Genomic DNA, 20,326 nt, shown 5'->3' with positions numbered 1-20,326 from the left:
TGCGCTACAGGTTTTCGATAAAATCGACCGCATATTCCACCGCCTCGTCGGCAAACAGATCTAAGAAGAAGTGATCTGCATCCTCAACGACTACTAGTTCAATGTTCTCTTTGTCGATACTTTCCATCTTTTCAGGAAGATCTGCAACCACGGTATCCAAGCTGCCTGCGATGACTAGAGTAGGGATGTTCGTCTCTTTTAACACTGTGGGTGTGTCGTACTCTGGGTAGTTGCCGTAGTAGCTTAGGACGGCTTCAGCCGACGCACCGCTGTTCTCACAGTAGATGACGCTGATGCCATCGATTATCGCTTTAGGGTCCATGCCCTTAGCTTTCTCTAGAATCGGCTCGATGGGCGTTTCATAGCGTTTGCCATAACCCTCTAACGTCTTGCCGTAGTCCCAAGTTGCAGGTGCTAATAGAACTTGGCCTTTGATCTTATCTTGGTTAGCTGCAGCAAATTGAGCCGTCTGGTTGCCGCCACGTGAGTGACCCATTACCCAACGATCGCCTGCGCCCTGTCCATCCAGCCAAGTCTGCCAAGCATCCATTTCAGCCAGTGCTTGCTGCATGGTGTGTTGAGCCGGAACGGTACAGTCGTACATCGCTGATTCGCGGTTATCCAATCCATAACTTAGGTTGATGGCTAAAGTAGAGATGCCGTAATCGACCATCTGTTCCTGCACGTAGCTGATGATCTCCATCTCGTTGTGAGCCAGGGTGCCGTGCGTCAGCATTAGGACACCGTCTGCTAAGGATTTATCAGCAGCCAGTTCAAGATTGCCGTTGAGTGTTAAACCCTCAAAAGGAATCTGAACCTGTTCAGCCTGTGCAGTTGCTGCCATAAGTGATGCAGCGAGTAGGGTGGTCGATAGTCGAAGCATTTAAAACTCCATTAAACTTAAAATTTTTATCGTTTCTAGGTATAAAAAAACCGAGGTGGCTAAACCTCGGTTTCTATTAGAGACCGTCGTAGGCCAGTAAGCAGTATACGGGGACGCCGGTGTCTTGGATTTTTTGTGATCCGTTAAGGTCTGGCAGGTCAATCAGCGCTGCTACCTCAACAACGCTAGCCCCTAGACCGTTGATCAGTGTGCAGGCCGCCAGTGCTGTGCCCCCAGTGGCAATAAGGTCATCGATCAATACCACTTTGTCGCCAGCGGTAACGGCATCCTTCTGAATCTCCACGGAGGCTGTGCCGTACTCTAGCGTATAGTCTTGGTGAATCGTTTCACCGGGCAACTTGCCTTTTTTACGAACCAAAATCAGAGGCTTGTTCAGCTGGTGCGCAATAATCGCACCAAATAGAAAACCTCGAGCATCGATACAGGCGATGTGGGTAATATCCATCTGCATGTAACGATCAATAAAGGCGTTTGCGACCATGCGAGAGGCACGTGGATCTTGAAAAATCGGCGTAATATCACGGAACAGAATGCCAGGCTCTGGCCAATCTGGAATAGAGCGGACAACCGATTTTACATAGTGCTCGTCGTAAGACATTAAAGATCCTTATTTAACCGTGGTGTTGATTGCACTCTGGGCTGGGTGCTTCACCAGCCGCATCCAGCAGCGCTGCTTGATCAAGAATTTCCAGCTCTTTACCTTCAACACGAATCAGCTCTTGTGAAGAGAAGCGTGTAAAGATTCGACTGACCGTCTCGACCGCTAGGCCAAGGTAGTTGCCTATTTCGTTACGTGACATCGAAAGTCGGAAGGATTGTGCAGAGTAGCCACGCAGGGCATAACGTTGCGACAGCTTGAAAATAAAGGTTGCGATACGTTGTTCAGCCGTCTTTTTAGAGAGCAGCATCATCATCTGTTGGTCATCGCTGATCTCGTGGCTCATAGAGCGCATCACAGAACGACGCAGCTCTGGCATTTGACCTGCCAGATCGTCCAAGCGTGAGAAAGGGATCTCACAGACAGTGGTCGTCTCAAGCATCTTAGCCGACATTGGGTAGCTGCCTGAATCGAATCCGGCTAGGCCAACCAGTTCACCTGGGAAGTAGAAACCGTTGATCTGCTCTTCTCCCTCAGGGTTTACAGAGTAAGTTTTTAACGACCCCGCACGAATGGCGAACAGTGACGTGAACTCTTCACCCTGTCTAAACAGGAAGTCGCCTTTGTGAAGTGGTTTACTCTTATCAACGATGTCGTCGAGGCGAAGCGCCTCTTCGTCGTTTAGAGAGACAGGCAAGCAGAGTGTACTCAAGCTACAGGTGTTACAGCTTACCTGGCCGATGCTTGCGAGTTTGATGTTCTTGGTGTCAGACATAACGGCTCCTTAGTTGTCTGACAGTATATCCAAAAGCGCTTTATTGACCCAAGTCAATTTAGATAAAAAAGTGGACTTTTTAGCGGTCCACTTTTAATACAATTTGCTGGGCGGAATCGGATTAGATGATTTTAGAAAATCGCTGTTCTGAGTGATCGATATAGGCATCAAAGGTCATGCAGATTCGACGAATCAACAAACGCCCAGCGGCGGTGACATCCATTCCATCCTCACTTAAATGAATTAGGCCATCCTGTGCCATAGGCTCAAGCAGTTTTAATTCGTTAGCGAAATACTTTTTAAAGTCGATGTTGAGCGCTTTGGATTGATCCGCAAAATCGAGTTGGAAGTCACAGATCAGGCGGGTAATCACCGCTCTGCGAATTTTGTCATCCTCATTGAGGCAGTACTCTTTGGTTAATGCTGAGCCCTGAGATTCAATATCCTGCGTGTAGCGCTCAATGTTAGGGCTGTTCTGTAGGTAGTAATCACCAATCTGACTGATGGATGAGACGCCCAAACCAATCAAGTCACACTGTGAGTGGGTGGTATAGCCCTGGAAGTTTCGATGCAGCGTTCCATCGTCTTGGTGTTGTGTCAGTGTATCGTCTGGCAGAGCAAAGTGATCCATACCAATGTTGCGGTAGCCCGCTGCAGTCAGCTTCTCAATGCTTTGATGGTGAATCGCCAGTTTAGTTAGCGCATCGGGTAGCTCATCGGCATTGATGCGACGCTGTGGTTTAAAGCGCTCGGGTAGGTGAGCATAGTTAAATACCGAGAGACGATCGGGTCGTAGCTCTAGAATTCGGTCCAAGGTCTCGGCAAAGCTCTCTTCAGTTTGCAGCGGCAAGCCATAGATTAGATCAACGTTGATTGAGCGAAAGCCCAGTTCACGCGCCTCTTTAAGCAGGTCCGTTGTCATCTCGAGAGATTGCACGCGGTTTACTTTGATTTGAACCGCTTCATTAAAATCCTGAACCCCTATACTGATGCGGTTGAAACCCAATTCACGCAGCAGTTTTAAGCGGCCAGGTGTCATCTCGCGAGGGTCGATCTCGATGGCGTAGTCACCCTGATCATCATCACGCAGTTTGAAGGCCTCTTTTAGTGCCTGCATTAAGCGAGCGGTCTGCTCATCATCGATGAAGGTGGGTGTACCACCACCCCAGTGAAGCTGATCCACTTGAACGTCACTGCCCAGTTCAGCGCTGCGCAGTTTAATCTCTTTTAACAGCGTCTGAAGGTAGGGTTCTGCGCGGGAACGATCTTTTGTGACCACTTTGTTGCATCCACAGTAGTAGCAGACGTGTGCACAGAAGGGGATGTGAATATAGAGTGATAAAGGCTTACGACTGTCGCGCTCACTGATCGCTTTAGAGAGCGTTTTGACACTGTCTGGAGTGTCAGTAAATTGCAGTGCGGTTGGGTAAGAGGTGTAGCGTGGACCTGCTAAATCATAACGGCGAATCAGGTCGGTATCCCACTGGATGTTGGTCTGTTGCAGCACAGTAATATTCCTTAATCATCAGATGTCAGAATATTAAGCAATAATAGAGGTTTATGTGTTGATACGGGTCAACCGCTACGCGCTTAACAGTGTCCAAATGCCCATCAGTATCAACAGCAGCCCCGAGAGTTTGCGTACCAAAGTGTGGGCGACCAGCTCGCGTAGTTGTTTAGCCAGTAGTCCAGTGGCGAGCATGGCTGGTAATGTACCCAAGCCAAAGCCCAGCATGAGTAGAGTGCTTTCTGTAACGCTCCCGGCGGCTGATGACCAGATCAAGGTGCTGTAGACCAGACCGCAAGGTAGCCAGCCCCAGCCAATGCCCAGTACTAGGGCTTTAAACGGGGTATCGGCAGGCATAAAGGGTTTAAGGAGAGGCGCTATCTGTTTCCACAATAGCGAACCAGCCTGTTCCAGTTTGGTTAAACCAAACCACCACTGTGCGATGTAGAGGCCCATGCTGATCAGTAGAAGGCCTGCAATCCAGCGTAGCGCAAAGGCTATCTCTGTCTGTTGTAGGGTTGCACCTAACAGACCAAGAATGGCACCCGCTGCACAGTAGCTAGCGATACGTCCAAGATTGTAGCTAAACAGACCTAATAGGGAGTTGGCTCGACCTGTTCCACCTATACTGAGACTCGAGGCAAGTCCACCACACATGGCTAGGCAGTGTGTTGTGCCAAGAAGGCCAATGATGAATGCCGAGGTGAAGCTAAGAGAGGCGGGCAGCATGCTCAATCTTTTGGTGTTTCAGAGGATGGAGCTTCAGGCTCTTTTTTGACGCGCGCGTCTTCAGGAATCATATCTTCATCATCGTCGTATAGAATGCGATGAGCAGGGGACTCTAGGTCATCAAATTGACCAGAATTAACGCTGTAGAAGAAAGCCCAGGTCGCAAAGGCTACCAAGATGATCGCGACAGGGATAAGTAAATAGACGATTTCCATAAAAACCTACAGCTGTTTGGTTAGACGAAGGGCATTGCCGACAACAATCAGCGAGCTAAGGGACATGCCAATAGCCGCCATCCAGGGGGCAATAAAACCACTTGCTGCTAAGGGTAGCGCGATTAGGTTGTATAACAAAGCCCAGCCAATATTTTGACGAATGATGTTTCGTGTTTTACGAGCCATGTTAAGGGAGCCAGGGATGCGTCTTAGATCAGAGCTGACCAACACAGCATCAGAGGATGTTTTGGCAAGGTCTGTCGCGCCGTTCATCGCAATAGAGGTCTGCGCACCGGACAGAACGGGAATGTCGTTGATACCATCGCCAATCATCAGGATGCGTTCACCGTCGTTTTGCATCGCCTTTACACGAGCTAGCTTATCTTCTGGCGACAAGTGCGCTTCAACATGATCGATCCCTAACTCAGAGGCGATGCGTTGTGCATTCGCTTCGCGATCACCGGTTAGCATGCCAACAGGTAATCCTAATGCTTGGATCTGCTTAACCGCTTCAATAGCCTCAGGTCGAAGTTGATCGTCAATCGAAAACCAGGCGAGAGGGCCGGAGCTATTACCCATCAGAAGAAAAATCCCTGTCCCTTCTGGGTGAGTGGGAGGTTGGTTTCCAAAGAGTTCGGATACAAACCCGGGTTTACCAATACGATAGGTGTTTCCGTTAATCGTTCCCTCTACGCCTCTACCCACATGGTTAGTGGCCTCTTCAACAGAGTATTCAAAGTAGGGAGCAAAAGCGGACGCGATGGGGTGCTCTGAGCGGCTCTCAATTGCTGCCGCTAGTTGATTGAGCTCATCAACGGACTGCTCACAGAGAGGGGTGGTCTCACGCAACGTCAGTTTGCCGGTGGTCAGTGTGCCGGTTTTATCAAAGTAGACGGCCGTGCACTGTGCCAAACTCTCTAATACATGCCCGCGAGTAACCAGCAGTCCCATTTTACGCAGAGAACCTATGGCTGCTGTTAAAGCCGTCGGTGTAGCCAAGGATAGTGCGCAAGGGCAGGTAACTACTAGGACAGAGAGTGTCACCCAGAAAGCGTCTGAAGGGGATATCTGCCACCAGATAAGACTGACAACGACAGCCGTTAGAAGAACACCAGCGACAAAATAGCTCGCAACCTTGTCGGCAATCTGAGCCGCCTTGGGTTTATCAGCCTGAGCACGATCCAATAGATTCAAAATGGAGGACATGCGCGACTGTTCAGCACTGCTGGTGATCTCCATCTCAATCGCTTGCTCCATATTGATGGTACCGCCTACTAAAGGGTCGCCAAGCGCTTTGCTGACGGGCAGAGGCTCACCGGTGAGGGCCGATTCATCAATGCTGGTGTGTTGCGTAAAGAGTATGCCATCAGCCGGTATGGAGTGACCGGGCTTAACCAGTACGCGATCCCCTGGATTGAGTTCCGATACAGGGACAAGCTGTTCGCCGGTCTCGGTCAATCGCGTAGCGCTGGCTGGAAGAATATTGGCCAACTCATTGCCAGCCATACCCGTTCTGTGGCGAGCTTTCATCTCGAAGAAGCGGCCAATCAACAGGAAGAAGGTGAACATCGAGACCGAGTCGTAGTAGACCTCGCCGCTCTGTGTGATCGTAGCCCATACGCTGGCTATATAAGCGCCACCAATAGCGATAGATACCGGCACATCCATACTGAGGTGTCGGGTGCGAAGATCCCGTCGGGCCGCGTTGAAGAAGGGGCGCGCGGCATAAAATACAACAGGGGTGGCAACAATGAAGCTGGTCCAGCGAATAAAGTTCTGGATGTGCTCCTCCATGAAGAAGGCGTCACCTAGGTAGAGTGCCGATGACATCATCATCACCTGCATCATGCCGACACCGGCCACACCGAGTCGGCGCATCGCCTTTTTTTGCTCCTGTTCGTAGAGCTTCTCTTCTTGGTTGGGCGTAAACGGGTGAGGTGTGTAACCGATCGAAATGATGGCGGCCATCAGTTCACTTAAGGGTTTCTCTGACGGGTTCCAAACGAGTCGAGCGCGGTGGTTGGTTAGGTTAACGGTAAAGCTAGTGACACCAACCTGTTCGGTCAGATGCTTCTCTAAAAGCCAAACACAGGCAGCACAGTGGATCCCTTCAATGACAAAGAGGGCCTCTTTGCGATCGGAGTCTATGGTTCTGACGAAGGGTGCTTGAATGGATTCATTATCATAGAGTGCGAGTTGATCTTCGGACTCTATTTCAGTGGGGCGTTCTTGCTGTTGATTGCCGCGGTGCTGGTAGTACTTCTCTAGACCTGATCCCAGTATTGTTTGGGTGACCGCGCGGCAGGCGGGGCAACAAAATGACTCTTGCTTTCCATCAATTGAAAGCTCAACCTTCACCCCCTTAGGAATAGGGGTGGCACAGTGAAAACAAGAGTCTTTTGGATTACTCATTTTGGTCTGTTAGAACTTACCCACCTTGAAGGTATTTTGATCGTAAGGGGGCAATATTTCGCGACGTAGACGCCAGTTACCCTCAGTGTTGGTAATGATCAGGTAGCGTTTGCCGGTTAGTGTGCTCTGTAAGTTGCCAACGTAGACGCCTGTACCGCCCACTGAGCGAACCGTTAGGCTTTGATCATACTTCTGGTGGGTAGGGTGAACCAGGTCAACGGATAGTTGATCACCCAAAAAACTGTTCGATTTAAGATCCAAGCGAATATCACCGGTCAGTGTGTCCAACAATACTTCACCATGAATGCCTAAGCGATCCGCTTCATCTGAACGGCTGGTGTCGACATTAGTACCACGTGCCTCTTTGTAGTAATCGTCTTTAACCACGCCATCCATAGTCGTAATAGCAAGATAGAGGAAGGTTGTTCCATAGATAACCACAGCGATCAACGGCGCCAATACAAACCATAGCCATTTCTGCTTGTACCAAGGGCCAATGTCGTGAGTCTGTTCAGTCATGTAAACCTCAAAATAGTGACTAAAATAAAGCGCGGATATCCCTAAGAATATCCGCGCGCGAGTATATCACAGATTCTCTGTGACACTGTCTTAACGCTTAGGCGCAGGACCTATGAAACGACTTTCTGATTCAGCTTCAACGCCTGAGCCATCAGTCGCTGTTACGATAAAATCGATCTCATAGTTTGCTCGCTCCATAGCGCGAGGATCCAGAATGATCGACAGGTTGTGATCGAGTAGTTCACCAACGGCTACGTTTACAACGGTATCACCATTGATGATGGCATCCTCTAACCCTTCAACACGGATCTCGTACTGGTAATCACGTTGTGATTTGTTTGCCAGTTTTAGTGTGTAGGTGTTACGGATCAACCCATCATTAGTAGTGCTGTAGAGCTGACCGCGTTCACGAATAACGTCCACCTCAAGCGGCACTCGTGTAAAGAGTACATAACTGAAGGCGATGAACATGGCACAGATCGCGACGAAGTAACCGATCAAGCGAGGGCGGAAGATATGGGTTTTTTTACCGTTAAGCTCATGCTCGGTGGTGTAGCGAACCAGACCTTTCTCATAGCCCATCTTCTCCATGATGTTGTCACAGGCATCGACACAGGCACCACAAGCGACACACTCATACTGAAGACCATCACGGATATCGATACCGACAGGGCAGACGTGCACACAGTGACCACAGTCGATACAGTCACCCAGGCCTTCAGCCTTGTGATCGATGTGGCGTTTACGAGCACCACGATTCTCACCGCGTTTCTCATCGTAAGAGATGATCAAGGTATCTTGGTCAAACATAACACTCTGGAAACGAGCGTATGGGCACATGTAGATACAGACCTGTTCGCGTAACCAGCCAGCCGCACCGTAGGTACCAACCGTAAAGAACGCCAACCACCAAAGTTCCCAAGGTCCAAGATTGAAGCTCAGAATGTTTGGAACCAGTTCGCGTACCGGTGAGAAATAGCCAACAAATGCAACGGCTGAAACGGCACCTATAGCAAGCCAGATAAGGTGCTTAGCCAGTTTGCGCAGAACCTTGTTCGCACTCCAAGGCGCTTTGTCCAGCTTCATGCGAGCGTTGCGATCACCCTCAGTTAGTTGCTCGATACGAATGAACAACCAAGTCCAGACAAACTGTGGGCAGGCATAGCCACACCAGAGACGACCGGCAAACACCGTAACAAAGAAGAGGGTGAAGGCCAGAATGATCAGCAGCCACGAAAGCAGCATGAAATCTTGTGGCCAAAACGTGAAGTTAAAGACATGGAACTGGCGGTTTGGCAGATCAAATAGCACGGCCTGTTTGCCATCGTATTGGATCCAAGAGAAACCGTAGAACATCAGCAGCATGATCGCACTTGAGATGTTTCGTAGATTCTTGAATAGGCCGGTCGTGTACTTGACGTAGATCTCTTCACGCTTCGCGTACAGATCGTAGGTTTCAGTAGCGCCAGAGCCCTTTTTTGGGGTGACATCTTTAACTGGGATATTAGACATGCAACTCGCCTGTGCTTATATGACTTGATTTGATTGTCTATTATAAATGGAATAAAAAAAAGGCGACTTGATATATATCAGGTCGCCTTTTCTTCTGCAGGGGGTCTATTAGTTGTTAGACAAGCTGTAGACGTATGCAGAGATCAGTTTGATCTTATCTTCTGAAAGAAGATCTTTGTGCGCTGGCATTACGCCTGCACGGCCAGCTCGGATAGTGTGAGCGATCTGCTCAAACTTGCCGCCGTATAGCCAAGTGTCATCAGTTAGGTTTGGTGCACCCAGTGCCGCCATACCTTTACCTGTTGGCATGTGACATGCCGCACACAGAGTGTTGTATTGTGCTTGACCACGTTCAGCGGCTGCTGCGTCGTGTTCGTTGCCGCTGATGCTAAGCACGTAGTTAGTCACGTCTTGAACACCATCTTCACCCAGTACCGCACCCCAAGCAGGCATCGCACCACGACGACCATTGACGATAGACATCATAATGGTTTGTGGCTCGCCACCGTACAACCAATCTTTGTCGGTTAGGTTAGGGAAGCCGTAAGCACCCTGACCGCCAGTACCGTGACAAACAGAACAGTTGTTGGCAAACATGCGCTGACCCATTTTAAGGCCTGCTTCGTTACCTGGTTGGTTTAGCTCTTCAATTGATAGCGAAGCGTATTTAGCGAAAACAGGTTTGTAGACCTCTTCTGCGTGTGCCACTTCCTCTTCCCACTGGTTAGCCGACGTCCAACCAAGAAGGCCCTTGAAGTTACCAAGACCTGGGTAAAGCGCTAGGTAACCGAGTGAGAAGATAACCGTACCAATGAATAGTTGGAACCACCAGCGTGGTAGTGGGTTATCAAGCTCTTCGATGCCATCGAATTCGTGGCCCGTAGTCGCTTCAGTTGTTTCTTTGTGTGTTTCACTTTTGCGCGTTGCTAGAAGCAGCCAAGTACAGCCGATAATAACGGCTAGAGTGATGACTGTGATCCATGCGCTCCAAAAAGCACTCATCTTTCTACTCCTTACTCGACGTCTTTGTCAGTTTTTCTGGTGCGTTCATCAATCTCCTCGTCCTGGAAGGGGAGGTTGGCTGCATCGTCAAACCGTTTGCGGTTTTTCGGATTCAGTACCCAGATGAACAGGGCCAGAAACGTTACCAGCATCACTACTGGAATGTATGGACCGTAGACGTCGTAGCTCACTATTAATTACCGCTTGTTGTTGTACACAGTATGCATCTTGCCTAGCGCTTGTAGGTAAGCAACTAGAGCATCGATCTCATATTTGCCTTCTACGTTTTCACGCGCTGAAGCGATTGTTGCATCGTCAAATGGAACGCCTAGCTTACGAAGAGCTTCCATCTTCGCAGCCGTATCTTTACCCGTTAGCTTCTGTTCGAACAGCCAAGGGTAAGATGGCATTTTTGATTCAGGTACAACGTCACGTGGGTTGTATAGGTGAGCACGCTGCCAGTCATCTGAGTAACGACCGCCGACACGAGCTAGGTCTGGACCTGTACGCTTAGAACCCCAAAGGAATGGGTGCTCGTAAACGTGCTCGTTAGCAGTAGAGAAGTGACCGTAACGCTCAGTCTCCGCACGGAAAGGACGGATCATCTGAGTGTGACATACGTGACAGCCTTCACGGATGTAGATATCGCGACCTTCAAGCTCTAGAGCTGAGTAGGTGCGAAGACCTTCGATTGGCTTAGTCGTAGAGCTCTGGAAGAACAGAGGTACGATCTCAGCCAAACCACCACCACTGATCACGATGATGATCAGTAGGGCAAGGAGGCCGACGTTCTTTTCAATAGTATCGTGTTTAATCATCTTAATGTCTCCGGTACTAATTACGCAGTAGCTGCTGATGGATCTGGGTTTTCAGCTTTAGCTACTGTGCTGCCTGCACGTACGGTCTGCCATACGTTGTAAGCCATTAGAAGCATACCGGTTACGAAGAAGACACCGCCTAGGAAACGTACAAAGTAACCTGGGTGGCTCGCTTCTAGCGCTTCTACGAAGCTGTAAGTAAGCGTGCCGTCTTCGTTAACTGCGCGCCACATTAGACCCTGTAGGATACCGTTAACCCACATTGCACAGATGTAAAGAACTGTACCGATTGTTGCCAACCAGAAGTGAGTGTTGATTAGGCCGACGCTGTACATCTGAGCCTTACCAAACAGCTTAGGAATCATGTGGTAAACCGCGCCGATAGAGATCATTGCAACCCAACCTAGAGCACCAGCGTGTACGTGGCCGATAGTCCAGTCAGTGTTGTGTGACAGTGCGTTGACTGTCTTGATTGCCATCATTGGGCCTTCGAATGTTGACATACCGTAGAAGGATAGAGAGACAACAAGGAAGCGAAGAACTGGGTCTGTGCGAAGCTTATGCCAAGCGCCAGATAGCGTCATCATACCGTTGATCATACCGCCCCAAGAAGGTGCAAGAAGGATCAAAGACATAACCATACCCACTGACTGAGTCCAGTCTGGAAGCGCAGAGTAGTGTAGGTGGTGACCACCAGCCCACATGTACGTTGCGATCAGTGCCCAGAAGTGAACGATCGATAGACGGTATGAGTAGATTGGACGCTCTGCTTGCTTAGGTACGAAGTAGTACATCATGCCTAGGAAGCCTGCCGTTAGGAAGAAGCCTACTGCGTTGTGTCCGTACCACCACTGTACCATCGCGTCGACAACGCCAGGGTAGACTGAGTAAGACTTCCAAAGTGTAACAGGCATAGAGATGCTGTTAACGATGTGAAGCACTGCAACAGTGATAATAAATGCCATGTAGAACCAGTTGCCCACGTAGATGTGCGACGTTTTACGGTTCTTAACGGTACCTAGGAAGACGATTGCGTATGAGATCCATACAACCGCGATCAAGATATCGATAGGCCATTCAAGTTCAGCGTACTCTTTAGTGGTTGTCAGACCCATCGGCAGCGTGATTGCTGCTGCGACGATGACTGCTTGCCAACCCCAGAAAGTGAACGATGCTAAACCGTCAGAGATTAGACGCGTCTGACAGGTGCGCTGTACAACGTAGTAAGACGTTGCAAATAGTGCACATCCGCCAAAGGCGAAGATTACTGCGTTGGTGTGCAACGGACGAAGACGTCCGAAAGAGAACCATGCAGTGTCGAAGTTAAGTGCCGGCCAGACTAGTTGTGCGGCGATGAGTACACCCATCGTCATACCAACTATGCCCCAGACTACAGTCATGATGGCGAACTGGCGTACAACTTTGTAGTTGTAAGTCGTGTTTGCTGTTGCAGTGCTCATTTCATGCTCTCATCAAAGCTAAGTGAATTGATAGTTTTTGAAACCGTTGCGAATTATCAGTTATGGGGCAAGATTTTTCAATGCAAAACGCCCCTAAATAGGGCGTTGTAGCTATCCATTAGTATTATCTAATAAGTCGGTTGTCGTGAATTTTAAAAAGGCGGATATGATTCTTGGTTAGTATAAGTTACTGATATTTATTGATTTAATTGTTTATTACGATTGGTTCAAACTATATATCTGTTTATTATTTGTTCGATTTTAGTCAATTTGTTGATTCATCAAAAATAACGCTTTTTTGATATGTATCAATTTTCATAAAAGTGACTGATTTTTGCTATTACGACGGCTAACTCGTTAAACTGTCGCCTCTGTTTTAGGGAGAGGTTCCTTTGAATCACATTATTATCTATTGTCGCAGTGGCTTTGAGAGTGAGGCCGCCAGTGAAATATCAGTAAAAGCTGCGGAGGCTGGAGTTTACGGTTATCCGAAGTTTGATGATTTGGCGGGTTATATAGAGTTTGTGATCAACCCTCCTCACAACGCGCTGCAGTTGATGAGTAAGCTGCGCTTTCGCGATCTCATCTTTGCGCGCCAATGGATCGCCTGTGAGCCAATGCTGCAGGGCGTTTCGTCAAAAGATCGCCTAACACCCATAAGTGAAGCGGTTGCTAAGCTGCCCAAAGCCTCTGAGTTGTTGGTTGAGAGTGCGGATACTACTGATGGCCGCAACCTTAATGGTTTGGCTAAAAAACTCGGTAGTGCTGCAGCAGGCTTTTTACGACAGCAGGATCTTTTACTTCCAAGAAAATCAAAGGCTGAATATCGGCTACATATCTTCCTGCTCGAAAATAATCAGATTTGGGTCGGTGTCAGTCCGATCAATAACAGTTCCAAATGGGAGCAGGGGATTAAGCGACTTAAATTCCCAGCCGATGCACCGAGCCGCTCTACATTAAAACTTGAAGAGGCGTGGCACTACTTTATCCCACAAAAAGCCTGGGATGAGCGGTTGCAGCGCGGTATGAAAGCAGTCGATTTGGGGGCGGCCCCCGGTGGCTGGACCTATCAGCTGGTTAAACGCGGCATGTTTGTCACAGCGGTTGATAATGGGCCCATGAAGGGTGATCTAATGGAGACCGGTCAGGTTGATCACCAACGCGAGGATGCCTTTACCTTTGCGCCTGCCAAGCCAGTGGATCTGATGGTGTGTGATGTCGTTGATAAACCGACACGTGTCATTGAGTTGATGGCAAAGTGGGCCATTAATGGTTGGGCTGATCGTTTGATCTTCAACTTAAAGTTGCCAATGAAAAAGCGCTACATTGAAGTATCAGATCGAATAGAGCAGTTGGAGATGATTCTTCAGGAACATGAAAAACCCTACCGTCTGGTAAGCAAGCATCTCTACCACGACCGTGAAGAGATCACTTGCTACCTGGAGTTAGACGTCTAATTAGTGCTCGTAGATTTTGATCAGCTCGTCACGCTCTAACATAGGGCGGAGTTTGTTCATCAGCTCAAGGCGTTCCTGAGATTGATACCAACGCTCCCAGTCAGCCAGTGTACTGTAGGTGGCAATGACTAATCGGTGCTCTGGATCATTGATGTCATGCATGACCTCACCTTTGATAAAGCCTGGTGAGCGCATAGAAGCTTGCAGAGTCTCTTTAGCAATGGCCGTGTATTGTGGCTCTAGTTCGGCAGGAACCTTACGGTTTATAAAAACCTTGATCATCGATTTGTCCTCTAACTACTTGTTATACCTTGAGAATAACGCTCGGATTTGTCTAGGTAAAGGTGAATCGGGCTTAAACTCGTTGGAGTTTTTAAAAACTATTTGCGACAATGCGCGACTTGATTGAAAGGATAGTGCAATGAGCATTGAAAAACCCATTGAACAGCTGGATGCGCGCGGCCTCTACTGCCCAGAGCCAGTGATGATGTTGCATGGTAAAATTGCTCAACTTCAAACGGGTGATCTCTTTGAAGTGATCGCGACGGACCCCTCTACAGAGCGTGATATCCCAAAGTTTTGTAACTTCTTAGGGCACGAGTTGGTCAGTCATGAAGTGAAGGATGATCTTTTCATCTATCGAATACGGAAAGGTGGATGAGTAAAATCATTCAACAGATAGCCTCTGATACAGAGCGCCTTCTGCAAGAGGCAGAAGAGATTTTAATCAGAGTTGAACAACAAGTTGATCGAACTGAACCTCGTCAACTTCAAGAGAATAAAACAGTGACAGAACAGAACACAGCTAAGCCTCGCAATAAAAACCGTGAAGCTAACCAAGCCGCAGTCGAACTGCTTATTGCCGCTTACCCCAACACATTTAGCCTGGAAGAACCCAAGCCTCTGAAAATTGGTATTCAAGAGGACTTAGTGGCGGATGAAAAAGTAAGTCGCGGTAAGATTAAGCGTGCGCTAGCGACTTATGTTCGTAACCCACGTTACCTTCAGTCAATGGTTGTTGGCGCTCAGCGTGTCGATTTGACCGGTGCTGAAGTAGCTGAAGTGACTGCTGAAGATGAAAAGCATGCTAAAGCTAAGCTAGACGAATACAAGCAGCGCCGTAAAGAGCGCCATCAAGAGGCTCGTAAACAACAACGCGTTGCTCAAAAAGAGGAGCGTCTTACCTCTAAACTAGAAGCTCTCGTTAAGAAGTTCTAATCGTTCGAGCAGGGCAGCGGATCTCGCTGCTCTGTTTTTCTCTCCCCTTGAACTCTGAATTTCCGCCTATATATTAGTAATTAATGATATAGGAGACGTTATGAGTCAATCAGTCAATCTCAGCTGCCCACACTGTTTAGCAACCAATCGAGTGCCTAAAGATAAGCTCGATAGAGGGCCTGCCTGCGGTAAATGCCGAAAAGCGATCTTTACTCAGCAACCGATCGCCCTGAGCGAAGAGAATTTCGCTAAGTTTATTCGCAATACGGATATTCCCGTCATTGTTGACTTCTGGGCAGGTTGGTGTGGACCCTGTCGAATGATGGCACCGGCGTTTGCCGAAGTGGCAAAACGCACTGAACCAAACGTGCGCTTCGTTAAAGTTGATACCGAAGCCAATCAACAGTTGGCCGCTCGCTATAACATCAGAAGCCTACCAACCGTTGTCCGTTTTGAGGGTGGTAAAGAGGTCAAGCGTCAGTCGGGCGCAATGAACATCAGCCAGCTGCAGCAGTGGGTGGGTTAATTCAGTTCTGATTACCCGGACGAAGTCCACACTGATCCAAAATATTCTGCCAAGATTGGGTGTGGTTCTCTCGAGCTTTTAGATACCTAGACCAGACCTCTCCTTCGGGATGGGTATAGGTGTCTAGCCATCGGCTTTGAGGGAGGTTGAGTGACGCGATGATGGCTTGATGAAGGTTACTCCATTGGCGGCCTGTACGTTCAACCTGAGCGATGTAGGGTTGCAAACTGTTGACGTAAAACTTCATAAAGACGTTCCAGAGTATCTCTGACTTCTGGTTTTGCCTCTGATTAAAGCAGATCGGTCTGTCATTGATTCTTTGGTTAATCGCTTCTGAGGTCTGCTCTAAAACCTGAGTTAACAGTGCCATACTGGCGAGCCACTCTGATCCGAAATTGGATCGATAGAGCGTTTCGTAGTCACGCTCCAGCTCATTGGCAAAAGAGGGTGTTTGCCAGTCTCTATTGTTTTGGGTTTCAGCGATCTCAGCAAAGCGCTGCATTGTCAGCATTAACTCTGAGGTTGAGTAGTCTGCATCGGGTGGCAGCGGTGCAGCCCCCAGTGAGAAGTGTTGTTCCATCTCTGGGCTACTGTATAGACTGTTCCATATCTGCTTTGGCCAGTTATCGTTCTTGATCTGATTGATCTCTTGAACACGCGCTAACACTTCAGTTTGACTACTGTTGCCTGTGAGCAGCTTCTGACAGCTGCGTAATTTAGGGATGAACTCCAGTTCGTAAATCAGTCGTTGTGATCCACCGGCCAATTTGCCAAGGCTGGTGTTTCTCTGTGCGATTAGATTGATCAGCCCACACTGCTTAAGATCGAGAACATCGATCAGGCCTTCGGTAATGGGTGTCAGGGTTTCAGTTCGCTCTCTTCGATCCGGAAGAATAGGGTAGAGCTCAGAAGTTTTGCTCAGCTGAAGATCAAAATCGATATCTATGGCTCGACTGGTACGCTCGGCATAGGTCTCAATCAGTGACTGGGCTGGATCGGTATCGATACAGCCCGCGATAAAACTAGTTGAAATTAGGAGGGTTAACCAGTGCTTCATTGGATAGCTTATAGAGTCGTTTTATCAGTAGTACGGCGGCAAAGCTTAAGCCGATGAGTATGCCTAACCAGTAACCAACAGCCCCCATCTCTAAATACTCGGCAATGAGGTAACCGCTGGGTAGCCCAAGTATCCAGTAAGCGATAAACGCGATCAGCAGTGGGATTCGAGTATCTTTGTATCCGCGCAGTGCGCCATTCGCGGTCAGCTGGAGCGCATCGGAGAATTGGTAGAGTGCAGCGTAGCTAAGCAGGGTTGAGGCGATGGCGATGAGTTCAGCATCTTTAGAGAAGAGTGCAGCAATGCCATCGGACAGGATAAACAGAATCGTTGAGCTGAAGCAGGCTATCAAAAGGGCGATGCGCAGTCCCAGGAATCCTACTTGCTGGGCGTCAGCAAAGCGTTTAGCGCCATTGAGCTGGCCAACCCTAATGGTGACGGCCAAGCAGAGTGAGAGCGGCATCATAAAGATCAGGCTCGATATCGAGAGTGTGATCTGGTGAGCAGAGATCACCGTTGCACCGTAATCGGCCAAAAAGAGCGCAATCAGGCAGAACATGGTGGTCTCAACACCAAGGCTCGCGGCAATCGGTATGCCAATAGAGAGCTGATGTTTGATCTTCTCTCTGTTCGGTTTGAGGGTCTGTTTGAAGAGGTTCAACGGTTTGAAATAGCGGCTGTAGATCAGATAAGCAGCACCGGCTATGAACATGTACCAGAATACAATCGTTGTCGCCCATCCACAGCCCACGCCGCCCATTTCAGGCATACCCAGTTTGCCGAAGATGAAAATATAGTTAAGAGGTAGATTGAGCAGTACAGCGCTGATGCCTATTTTCATGACAATTTTTGTCTGCCCATGTCCCTCAGCGAACGCCCTGATCGATTGATAGAGCAGCATGCCTGGTATGCCCCAGCTGATCGCAAACAGATAGTCATTGGCAGTGGATTTAAGAGCCGGTTCTACAGACAGTAGGGTAAGAATCCAGTCAGAGGCGCCATTGATGAAGAGCCAGCTGAGCACGCCGATCGCAAGTGTGATCAGAAGGTTGTTAAACAGTTCTGAGGCGGTCTCCTCCTCACGTTTTCCACCAACATGATGTGCCACGATAGGGGTCAATGCCATCATAGCGCCTGCCAAGGATAGCGAGAGTGGCGTCCATATACTTGACCCCAGAGCAATAGCTGCTAGCTCTTCAGCGCCCGCCCAAGAGGCCATCAGAGTATCGGATAGACTCATCGCTGTTTGCGAGGACTGAGCCAGCAGCATGGGCCAAGCAAGGTGGAGTAGCTGCTTGATCTCTACTCTGGAGTTGGGCGGAAAAAATGACATGCTAGTTTTCGTATAAGGGGCGCTTAAAGCTCTCCCGCCTCCTCAAGCACTGTCCGTGCAATACGAAAGCACTCAACGGCGGCAGGCACGCCGGCATAGATGCCGACGGCATGAATGGCTGCTCGAATCTCGTCAACACTGCAACCATTATTCAATGCGCCCTTGCAGTGGGTAGCCCATTCGTGACTTTTGCCCATGGCGCCGAGCATCGCTAAATTCATTAACGAACGTGTTTTGGGATCAATGGCATCATCGCCCCAACCGAAACCCCAGCACCAAGCGGTCATCGCCTCCTGAAAGGGACGGTTAAAGTCATCAGCAGCGGCTAGGTTTTTATCAACGTATTCAGCACCCAGTGTGCTGCGACGCATCTCTAAACCCTTATCAAAAAAGTTATCCATGTTGATCTCCTGATCGTTTCAGTCACACATAAAAAAACCGGGCACACAGTGTCCGGTTTTTTACATCGATTTGGAAGATTAATCGATACGAACTTTTACATAGCTACCAGGCGCAGCTTCAATCGGTTTGTTCTCTTTGCTGCCAAGAGTTTTAGGTGCATCCACTTTTTTACCAGCACGACGACGAACCCACTCAGCCCAGTTTGGCCACCAAGAGCCTTCAACTTTTTCAGAGGTTTCAAACCAGTGGTCAGCGCCTTGGCCCTGTTCACCTTTAACCCAGTAGTTGCGACGGTTTTTAGAAGCTGGGTTGATTACGCCGGCAACGTGACCGCTTGCGCCAAGGACGAACTCGATCTCTGAACCAAAGGTCTCTGTCGCTTTGAAGGTCGCTTTCCAAGGTGCAATGTGGTCTTCAATGGTCGAAAGGAAGTAACAAGGGATTTTGATCTCGCCTAGATCGATCTTCTCACCACAGATCTCCAGTGCATTCGGCTCAACCAGTTTGTTCTCTAGGTACATCTTATTGATGTAGTAGGTGTACATGGCCGCTGGAAGGTTAGTGCTGTCCGAGTTCCAGTAGAGGATATCAAACGGCGGTGGTGTCTGACCTTTTAGGTAGTTGTTAACAACGTAAGACCAGATGAGATCGTTCGAGCGCAACATGTTGAACGACGTCGCCAGTTCGCGTCCGTTTAGGAAGCCTGCTTGGCTCACTTTCTGCTCCAACTGTTTGACTTGGTAGTCATCAATGAAGACGCAGAGATCACCTGGATCAGAGAAGTCTGTCAGTGTTGTTAGGAAGGTTGCGCTTGCGATGCTGGTATCTTTACGCTTCGCCATAACCGCCAGTGCAGTTGCTGTTAATGTGCCACCGACACACCAGCTCACCGTGTTGATCTTATCGCTGCCTGAGACCTCTTTGGTCACACGAACGGCTTCGAAGATACCTTCTGACACAAGATCATCCCAGCTAAGGTTTGACTGTTCAGAGGTTGGGTTGCGCCAAGAGACTAGGAAGGTGTTTTGGCCCTGTTCAACACAGTACTTAACAAATGAGTTGTGTGGCTGAAGATCAAGGATGTAGAACTTGTTGATGCTCGGTGGAATGATCAGAGTCGGGCGAGTGTAAACCTGTTCACCCTCTGGCTTGTAGTGAATCAGCTGAATGACATCGTTCTGGAAGATAACAGAGCCTTCGGTTGTCGCAAGGTTTTCGCCCAGCGTAAACGCGCTCTCATCAGTCATTGAGATGCGACCTTTCTCAAAGTCGGCTAGTAGATTTTTCATACCATCGAGCAGTGACTGACCCTTAGTATCAAGCGCCTGTTGCAGAACTTCAGGGTTAGTTGCTGCAAAGTTAGTTGGCGACATCGCATCGATGAACTGGCGAGTGTAGAACTCCAATTTGTTCTGATCTTGATCCGATAGGTTCGCGCTCTCAGCCATCTGAGTCAGCATCTTAGAGCTCAGTAGGTAAGACTGCTTGATGTAGTCGTAAATAGGATTAGTTGACCACTCTTCAGCCTGGAAACGACGATCGCCACGCTCTGGCTCAGCAACCGGTGCTTCAGTAGTATTACCGGTTAACAAGTTGCGCCATAGGTTAAACTGCGCGGTTTGGTAATCGGCGATTGCACGCATCCACAAGGTTGGATCTTGCAGTGAACGCGTCGCAAGTTCTGTCCATGACTTGGTGAATTGAGAGAACATATCCTCAGCACCCTTGCCAGAGAAGTTTTCAAGCATCTTGCTTGTCTCTTGGCTTACGTAATTGATGAACTCTTGAGGATCGGTCGGTCCGTTACCTTTAGTCGCCATGGTAAAACTCCAGTGTGAATGACGTTTAATGCAGTCAATGTTGCACCGCAAAATATTATCGT

General features: G+C 48.8%; 22 protein-coding genes. 4 read left to right on the top strand and 18 right to left on the bottom strand.

Features of this window, described 5'->3' with window-relative positions; all coding sequences use genetic code 11:
• Positions 1–4: 4 nt before the first annotated feature.
• The 13 genes from XMD530_RS04140 to ccoN all read right to left on the bottom strand — a co-directional run bounded on the left by XMD530_RS04140 (position 5) and on the right by ccoN (position 12,451).
• Positions 5–883 (bottom strand): alpha/beta hydrolase, encoded by an 879-nt coding sequence (locus tag XMD530_RS04140; RefSeq protein ID WP_173480776.1) that lies wholly within the window; start codon positions 881–883, stop codon positions 5–7.
• Between the two features lie 76 nt (positions 884–959).
• Positions 960–1,502 (bottom strand): adenine phosphoribosyltransferase, encoded by a 543-nt coding sequence (locus XMD530_RS04135; RefSeq protein ID WP_173480777.1) that lies wholly within the window; start codon positions 1,500–1,502, stop codon positions 960–962.
• Between the two features lie 13 nt (positions 1,503–1,515).
• Entirely contained in the window at positions 1,516–2,277 is a 762-nt protein-coding gene (fnr, locus tag XMD530_RS04130; protein WP_173480778.1) for a fumarate/nitrate reduction transcriptional regulator Fnr, read from the bottom strand.
• 121 nt (positions 2,278–2,398) lie between these two features.
• Positions 2,399–3,784 carry an oxygen-independent coproporphyrinogen III oxidase gene (gene hemN, locus XMD530_RS04125; protein WP_173506785.1) on the bottom strand — a complete coding sequence of 462 codons (1,386 nt, stop codon included), beginning with the start codon at positions 3,782–3,784 and terminating at the stop codon, positions 2,399–2,401.
• A gap of 75 nt (positions 3,785–3,859) precedes the next feature.
• A complete protein-coding gene (locus XMD530_RS04120) occupies positions 3,860–4,513 on the bottom strand; it encodes a sulfite exporter TauE/SafE family protein (protein ID WP_173494396.1) in 654 nt (217 codons plus the stop codon).
• A 2-nt stretch (positions 4,514–4,515) separates the two neighbouring features.
• The gene (gene ccoS / locus XMD530_RS04115) at positions 4,516–4,728 is read right to left on the bottom strand and encodes a cbb3-type cytochrome oxidase assembly protein CcoS (RefSeq protein WP_173480781.1); all 213 of its coding nucleotides are present in this window, start codon (positions 4,726–4,728) and stop codon (positions 4,516–4,518) included.
• A gap of 6 nt (positions 4,729–4,734) precedes the next feature.
• Positions 4,735–7,140 (bottom strand): heavy metal translocating P-type ATPase, encoded by a 2,406-nt coding sequence (locus XMD530_RS04110; RefSeq protein WP_173506784.1) that lies wholly within the window; start codon positions 7,138–7,140, stop codon positions 4,735–4,737.
• Positions 7,141–7,149: 9 nt separating this feature from the next.
• Entirely contained in the window at positions 7,150–7,659 is a 510-nt protein-coding gene (locus tag XMD530_RS04105) for a FixH family protein (protein ID WP_173482395.1), read from the bottom strand.
• A gap of 90 nt (positions 7,660–7,749) precedes the next feature.
• The gene (gene ccoG, locus XMD530_RS04100) at positions 7,750–9,171 is read right to left on the bottom strand and encodes a cytochrome c oxidase accessory protein CcoG (RefSeq protein ID WP_173488940.1); all 1,422 of its coding nucleotides are present in this window, start codon (positions 9,169–9,171) and stop codon (positions 7,750–7,752) included.
• Positions 9,172–9,279: 108 nt separating this feature from the next.
• Entirely contained in the window at positions 9,280–10,173 is an 894-nt protein-coding gene (gene ccoP, locus XMD530_RS04095) for a cytochrome-c oxidase, cbb3-type subunit III (RefSeq protein ID WP_173480785.1), read from the bottom strand.
• A gap of 11 nt (positions 10,174–10,184) precedes the next feature.
• The gene (locus XMD530_RS04090) at positions 10,185–10,364 is read right to left on the bottom strand and encodes a cbb3-type cytochrome c oxidase subunit 3 (RefSeq protein ID WP_173480786.1); all 180 of its coding nucleotides are present in this window, start codon (positions 10,362–10,364) and stop codon (positions 10,185–10,187) included.
• Between the two features lie 6 nt (positions 10,365–10,370).
• The gene (gene ccoO, locus XMD530_RS04085; protein WP_173480787.1) at positions 10,371–10,991 is read right to left on the bottom strand and encodes a cytochrome-c oxidase, cbb3-type subunit II; all 621 of its coding nucleotides are present in this window, start codon (positions 10,989–10,991) and stop codon (positions 10,371–10,373) included.
• A gap of 20 nt (positions 10,992–11,011) precedes the next feature.
• The gene (ccoN, locus tag XMD530_RS04080; RefSeq protein WP_173480788.1) at positions 11,012–12,451 is read right to left on the bottom strand and encodes a cytochrome-c oxidase, cbb3-type subunit I; all 1,440 of its coding nucleotides are present in this window, start codon (positions 12,449–12,451) and stop codon (positions 11,012–11,014) included.
• Between the two features lie 392 nt (positions 12,452–12,843).
• Between ccoN and rlmM the strand changes: the two genes are divergently transcribed.
• A complete protein-coding gene (rlmM, locus tag XMD530_RS04075; RefSeq protein WP_173480789.1) occupies positions 12,844–13,908 on the top strand; it encodes a 23S rRNA (cytidine(2498)-2'-O)-methyltransferase RlmM in 1,065 nt (354 codons plus the stop codon).
• Here the strand turns inward: rlmM and XMD530_RS04070 are convergent, their stop codons facing one another.
• Positions 13,909–14,190 carry an antibiotic biosynthesis monooxygenase gene (locus tag XMD530_RS04070; RefSeq protein ID WP_173480790.1) on the bottom strand — a complete coding sequence of 94 codons (282 nt, stop codon included), beginning with the start codon at positions 14,188–14,190 and terminating at the stop codon, positions 13,909–13,911. It lies immediately after the preceding gene.
• A gap of 139 nt (positions 14,191–14,329) precedes the next feature.
• Between XMD530_RS04070 and tusA the strand changes: the two genes are divergently transcribed.
• From tusA to trxC, 3 genes are all read left to right on the top strand, one after another.
• The gene (gene tusA, locus XMD530_RS04065; protein WP_173480791.1) at positions 14,330–14,569 is read left to right on the top strand and encodes a sulfurtransferase TusA; all 240 of its coding nucleotides are present in this window, start codon (positions 14,330–14,332) and stop codon (positions 14,567–14,569) included.
• Positions 14,566–15,126: a ProQ/FINO family protein gene (locus XMD530_RS04060; protein ID WP_173480792.1), complete on the top strand. Its 561-nt coding sequence runs from the start codon at positions 14,566–14,568 to the stop codon at positions 15,124–15,126. Before tusA ends, XMD530_RS04060 begins: the two co-directional genes overlap by 4 nt.
• 100 nt (positions 15,127–15,226) lie before the next feature.
• Positions 15,227–15,652: a thioredoxin TrxC gene (gene trxC, locus XMD530_RS04055; protein WP_173505963.1), complete on the top strand. Its 426-nt coding sequence runs from the start codon at positions 15,227–15,229 to the stop codon at positions 15,650–15,652.
• Position 15,653: 1 nt separating this feature from the next.
• Here the strand turns inward: trxC and XMD530_RS04050 are convergent, their stop codons facing one another.
• From XMD530_RS04050 to XMD530_RS04035, 4 genes are all read right to left on the bottom strand, one after another.
• Positions 15,654–16,709: a DUF3080 family protein gene (locus XMD530_RS04050; RefSeq protein ID WP_173506783.1), complete on the bottom strand. Its 1,056-nt coding sequence runs from the start codon at positions 16,707–16,709 to the stop codon at positions 15,654–15,656.
• Complete coding sequence (locus XMD530_RS04045; RefSeq protein ID WP_173506782.1) at positions 16,675–18,042, bottom strand: MATE family efflux transporter; 1,368 nt, start codon at positions 18,040–18,042, stop codon at positions 16,675–16,677. Before XMD530_RS04045 ends, XMD530_RS04050 begins: the two co-directional genes overlap by 35 nt.
• A 23-nt stretch (positions 18,043–18,065) precedes the next feature.
• Positions 18,066–18,443, bottom strand: coding sequence for a carboxymuconolactone decarboxylase family protein (locus XMD530_RS04040; RefSeq protein WP_173480796.1), 378 nt, complete (start codon positions 18,441–18,443; stop codon positions 18,066–18,068).
• A 78-nt stretch (positions 18,444–18,521) separates the two neighbouring features.
• Positions 18,522–20,264: an alpha/beta hydrolase gene (locus tag XMD530_RS04035; protein WP_173506781.1), complete on the bottom strand. Its 1,743-nt coding sequence runs from the start codon at positions 20,262–20,264 to the stop codon at positions 18,522–18,524.
• Positions 20,265–20,326 lie beyond the last annotated feature (62 nt).

The sequence above is a fragment of the Marinobacterium sp. xm-d-530 genome, from assembly GCF_013283365.1.
Lineage (GTDB): Bacteria > Pseudomonadota > Gammaproteobacteria > Pseudomonadales > Balneatricaceae > Marinobacterium_E.
This window is presented reverse-complemented; position numbering and strand designations above follow the sequence as displayed.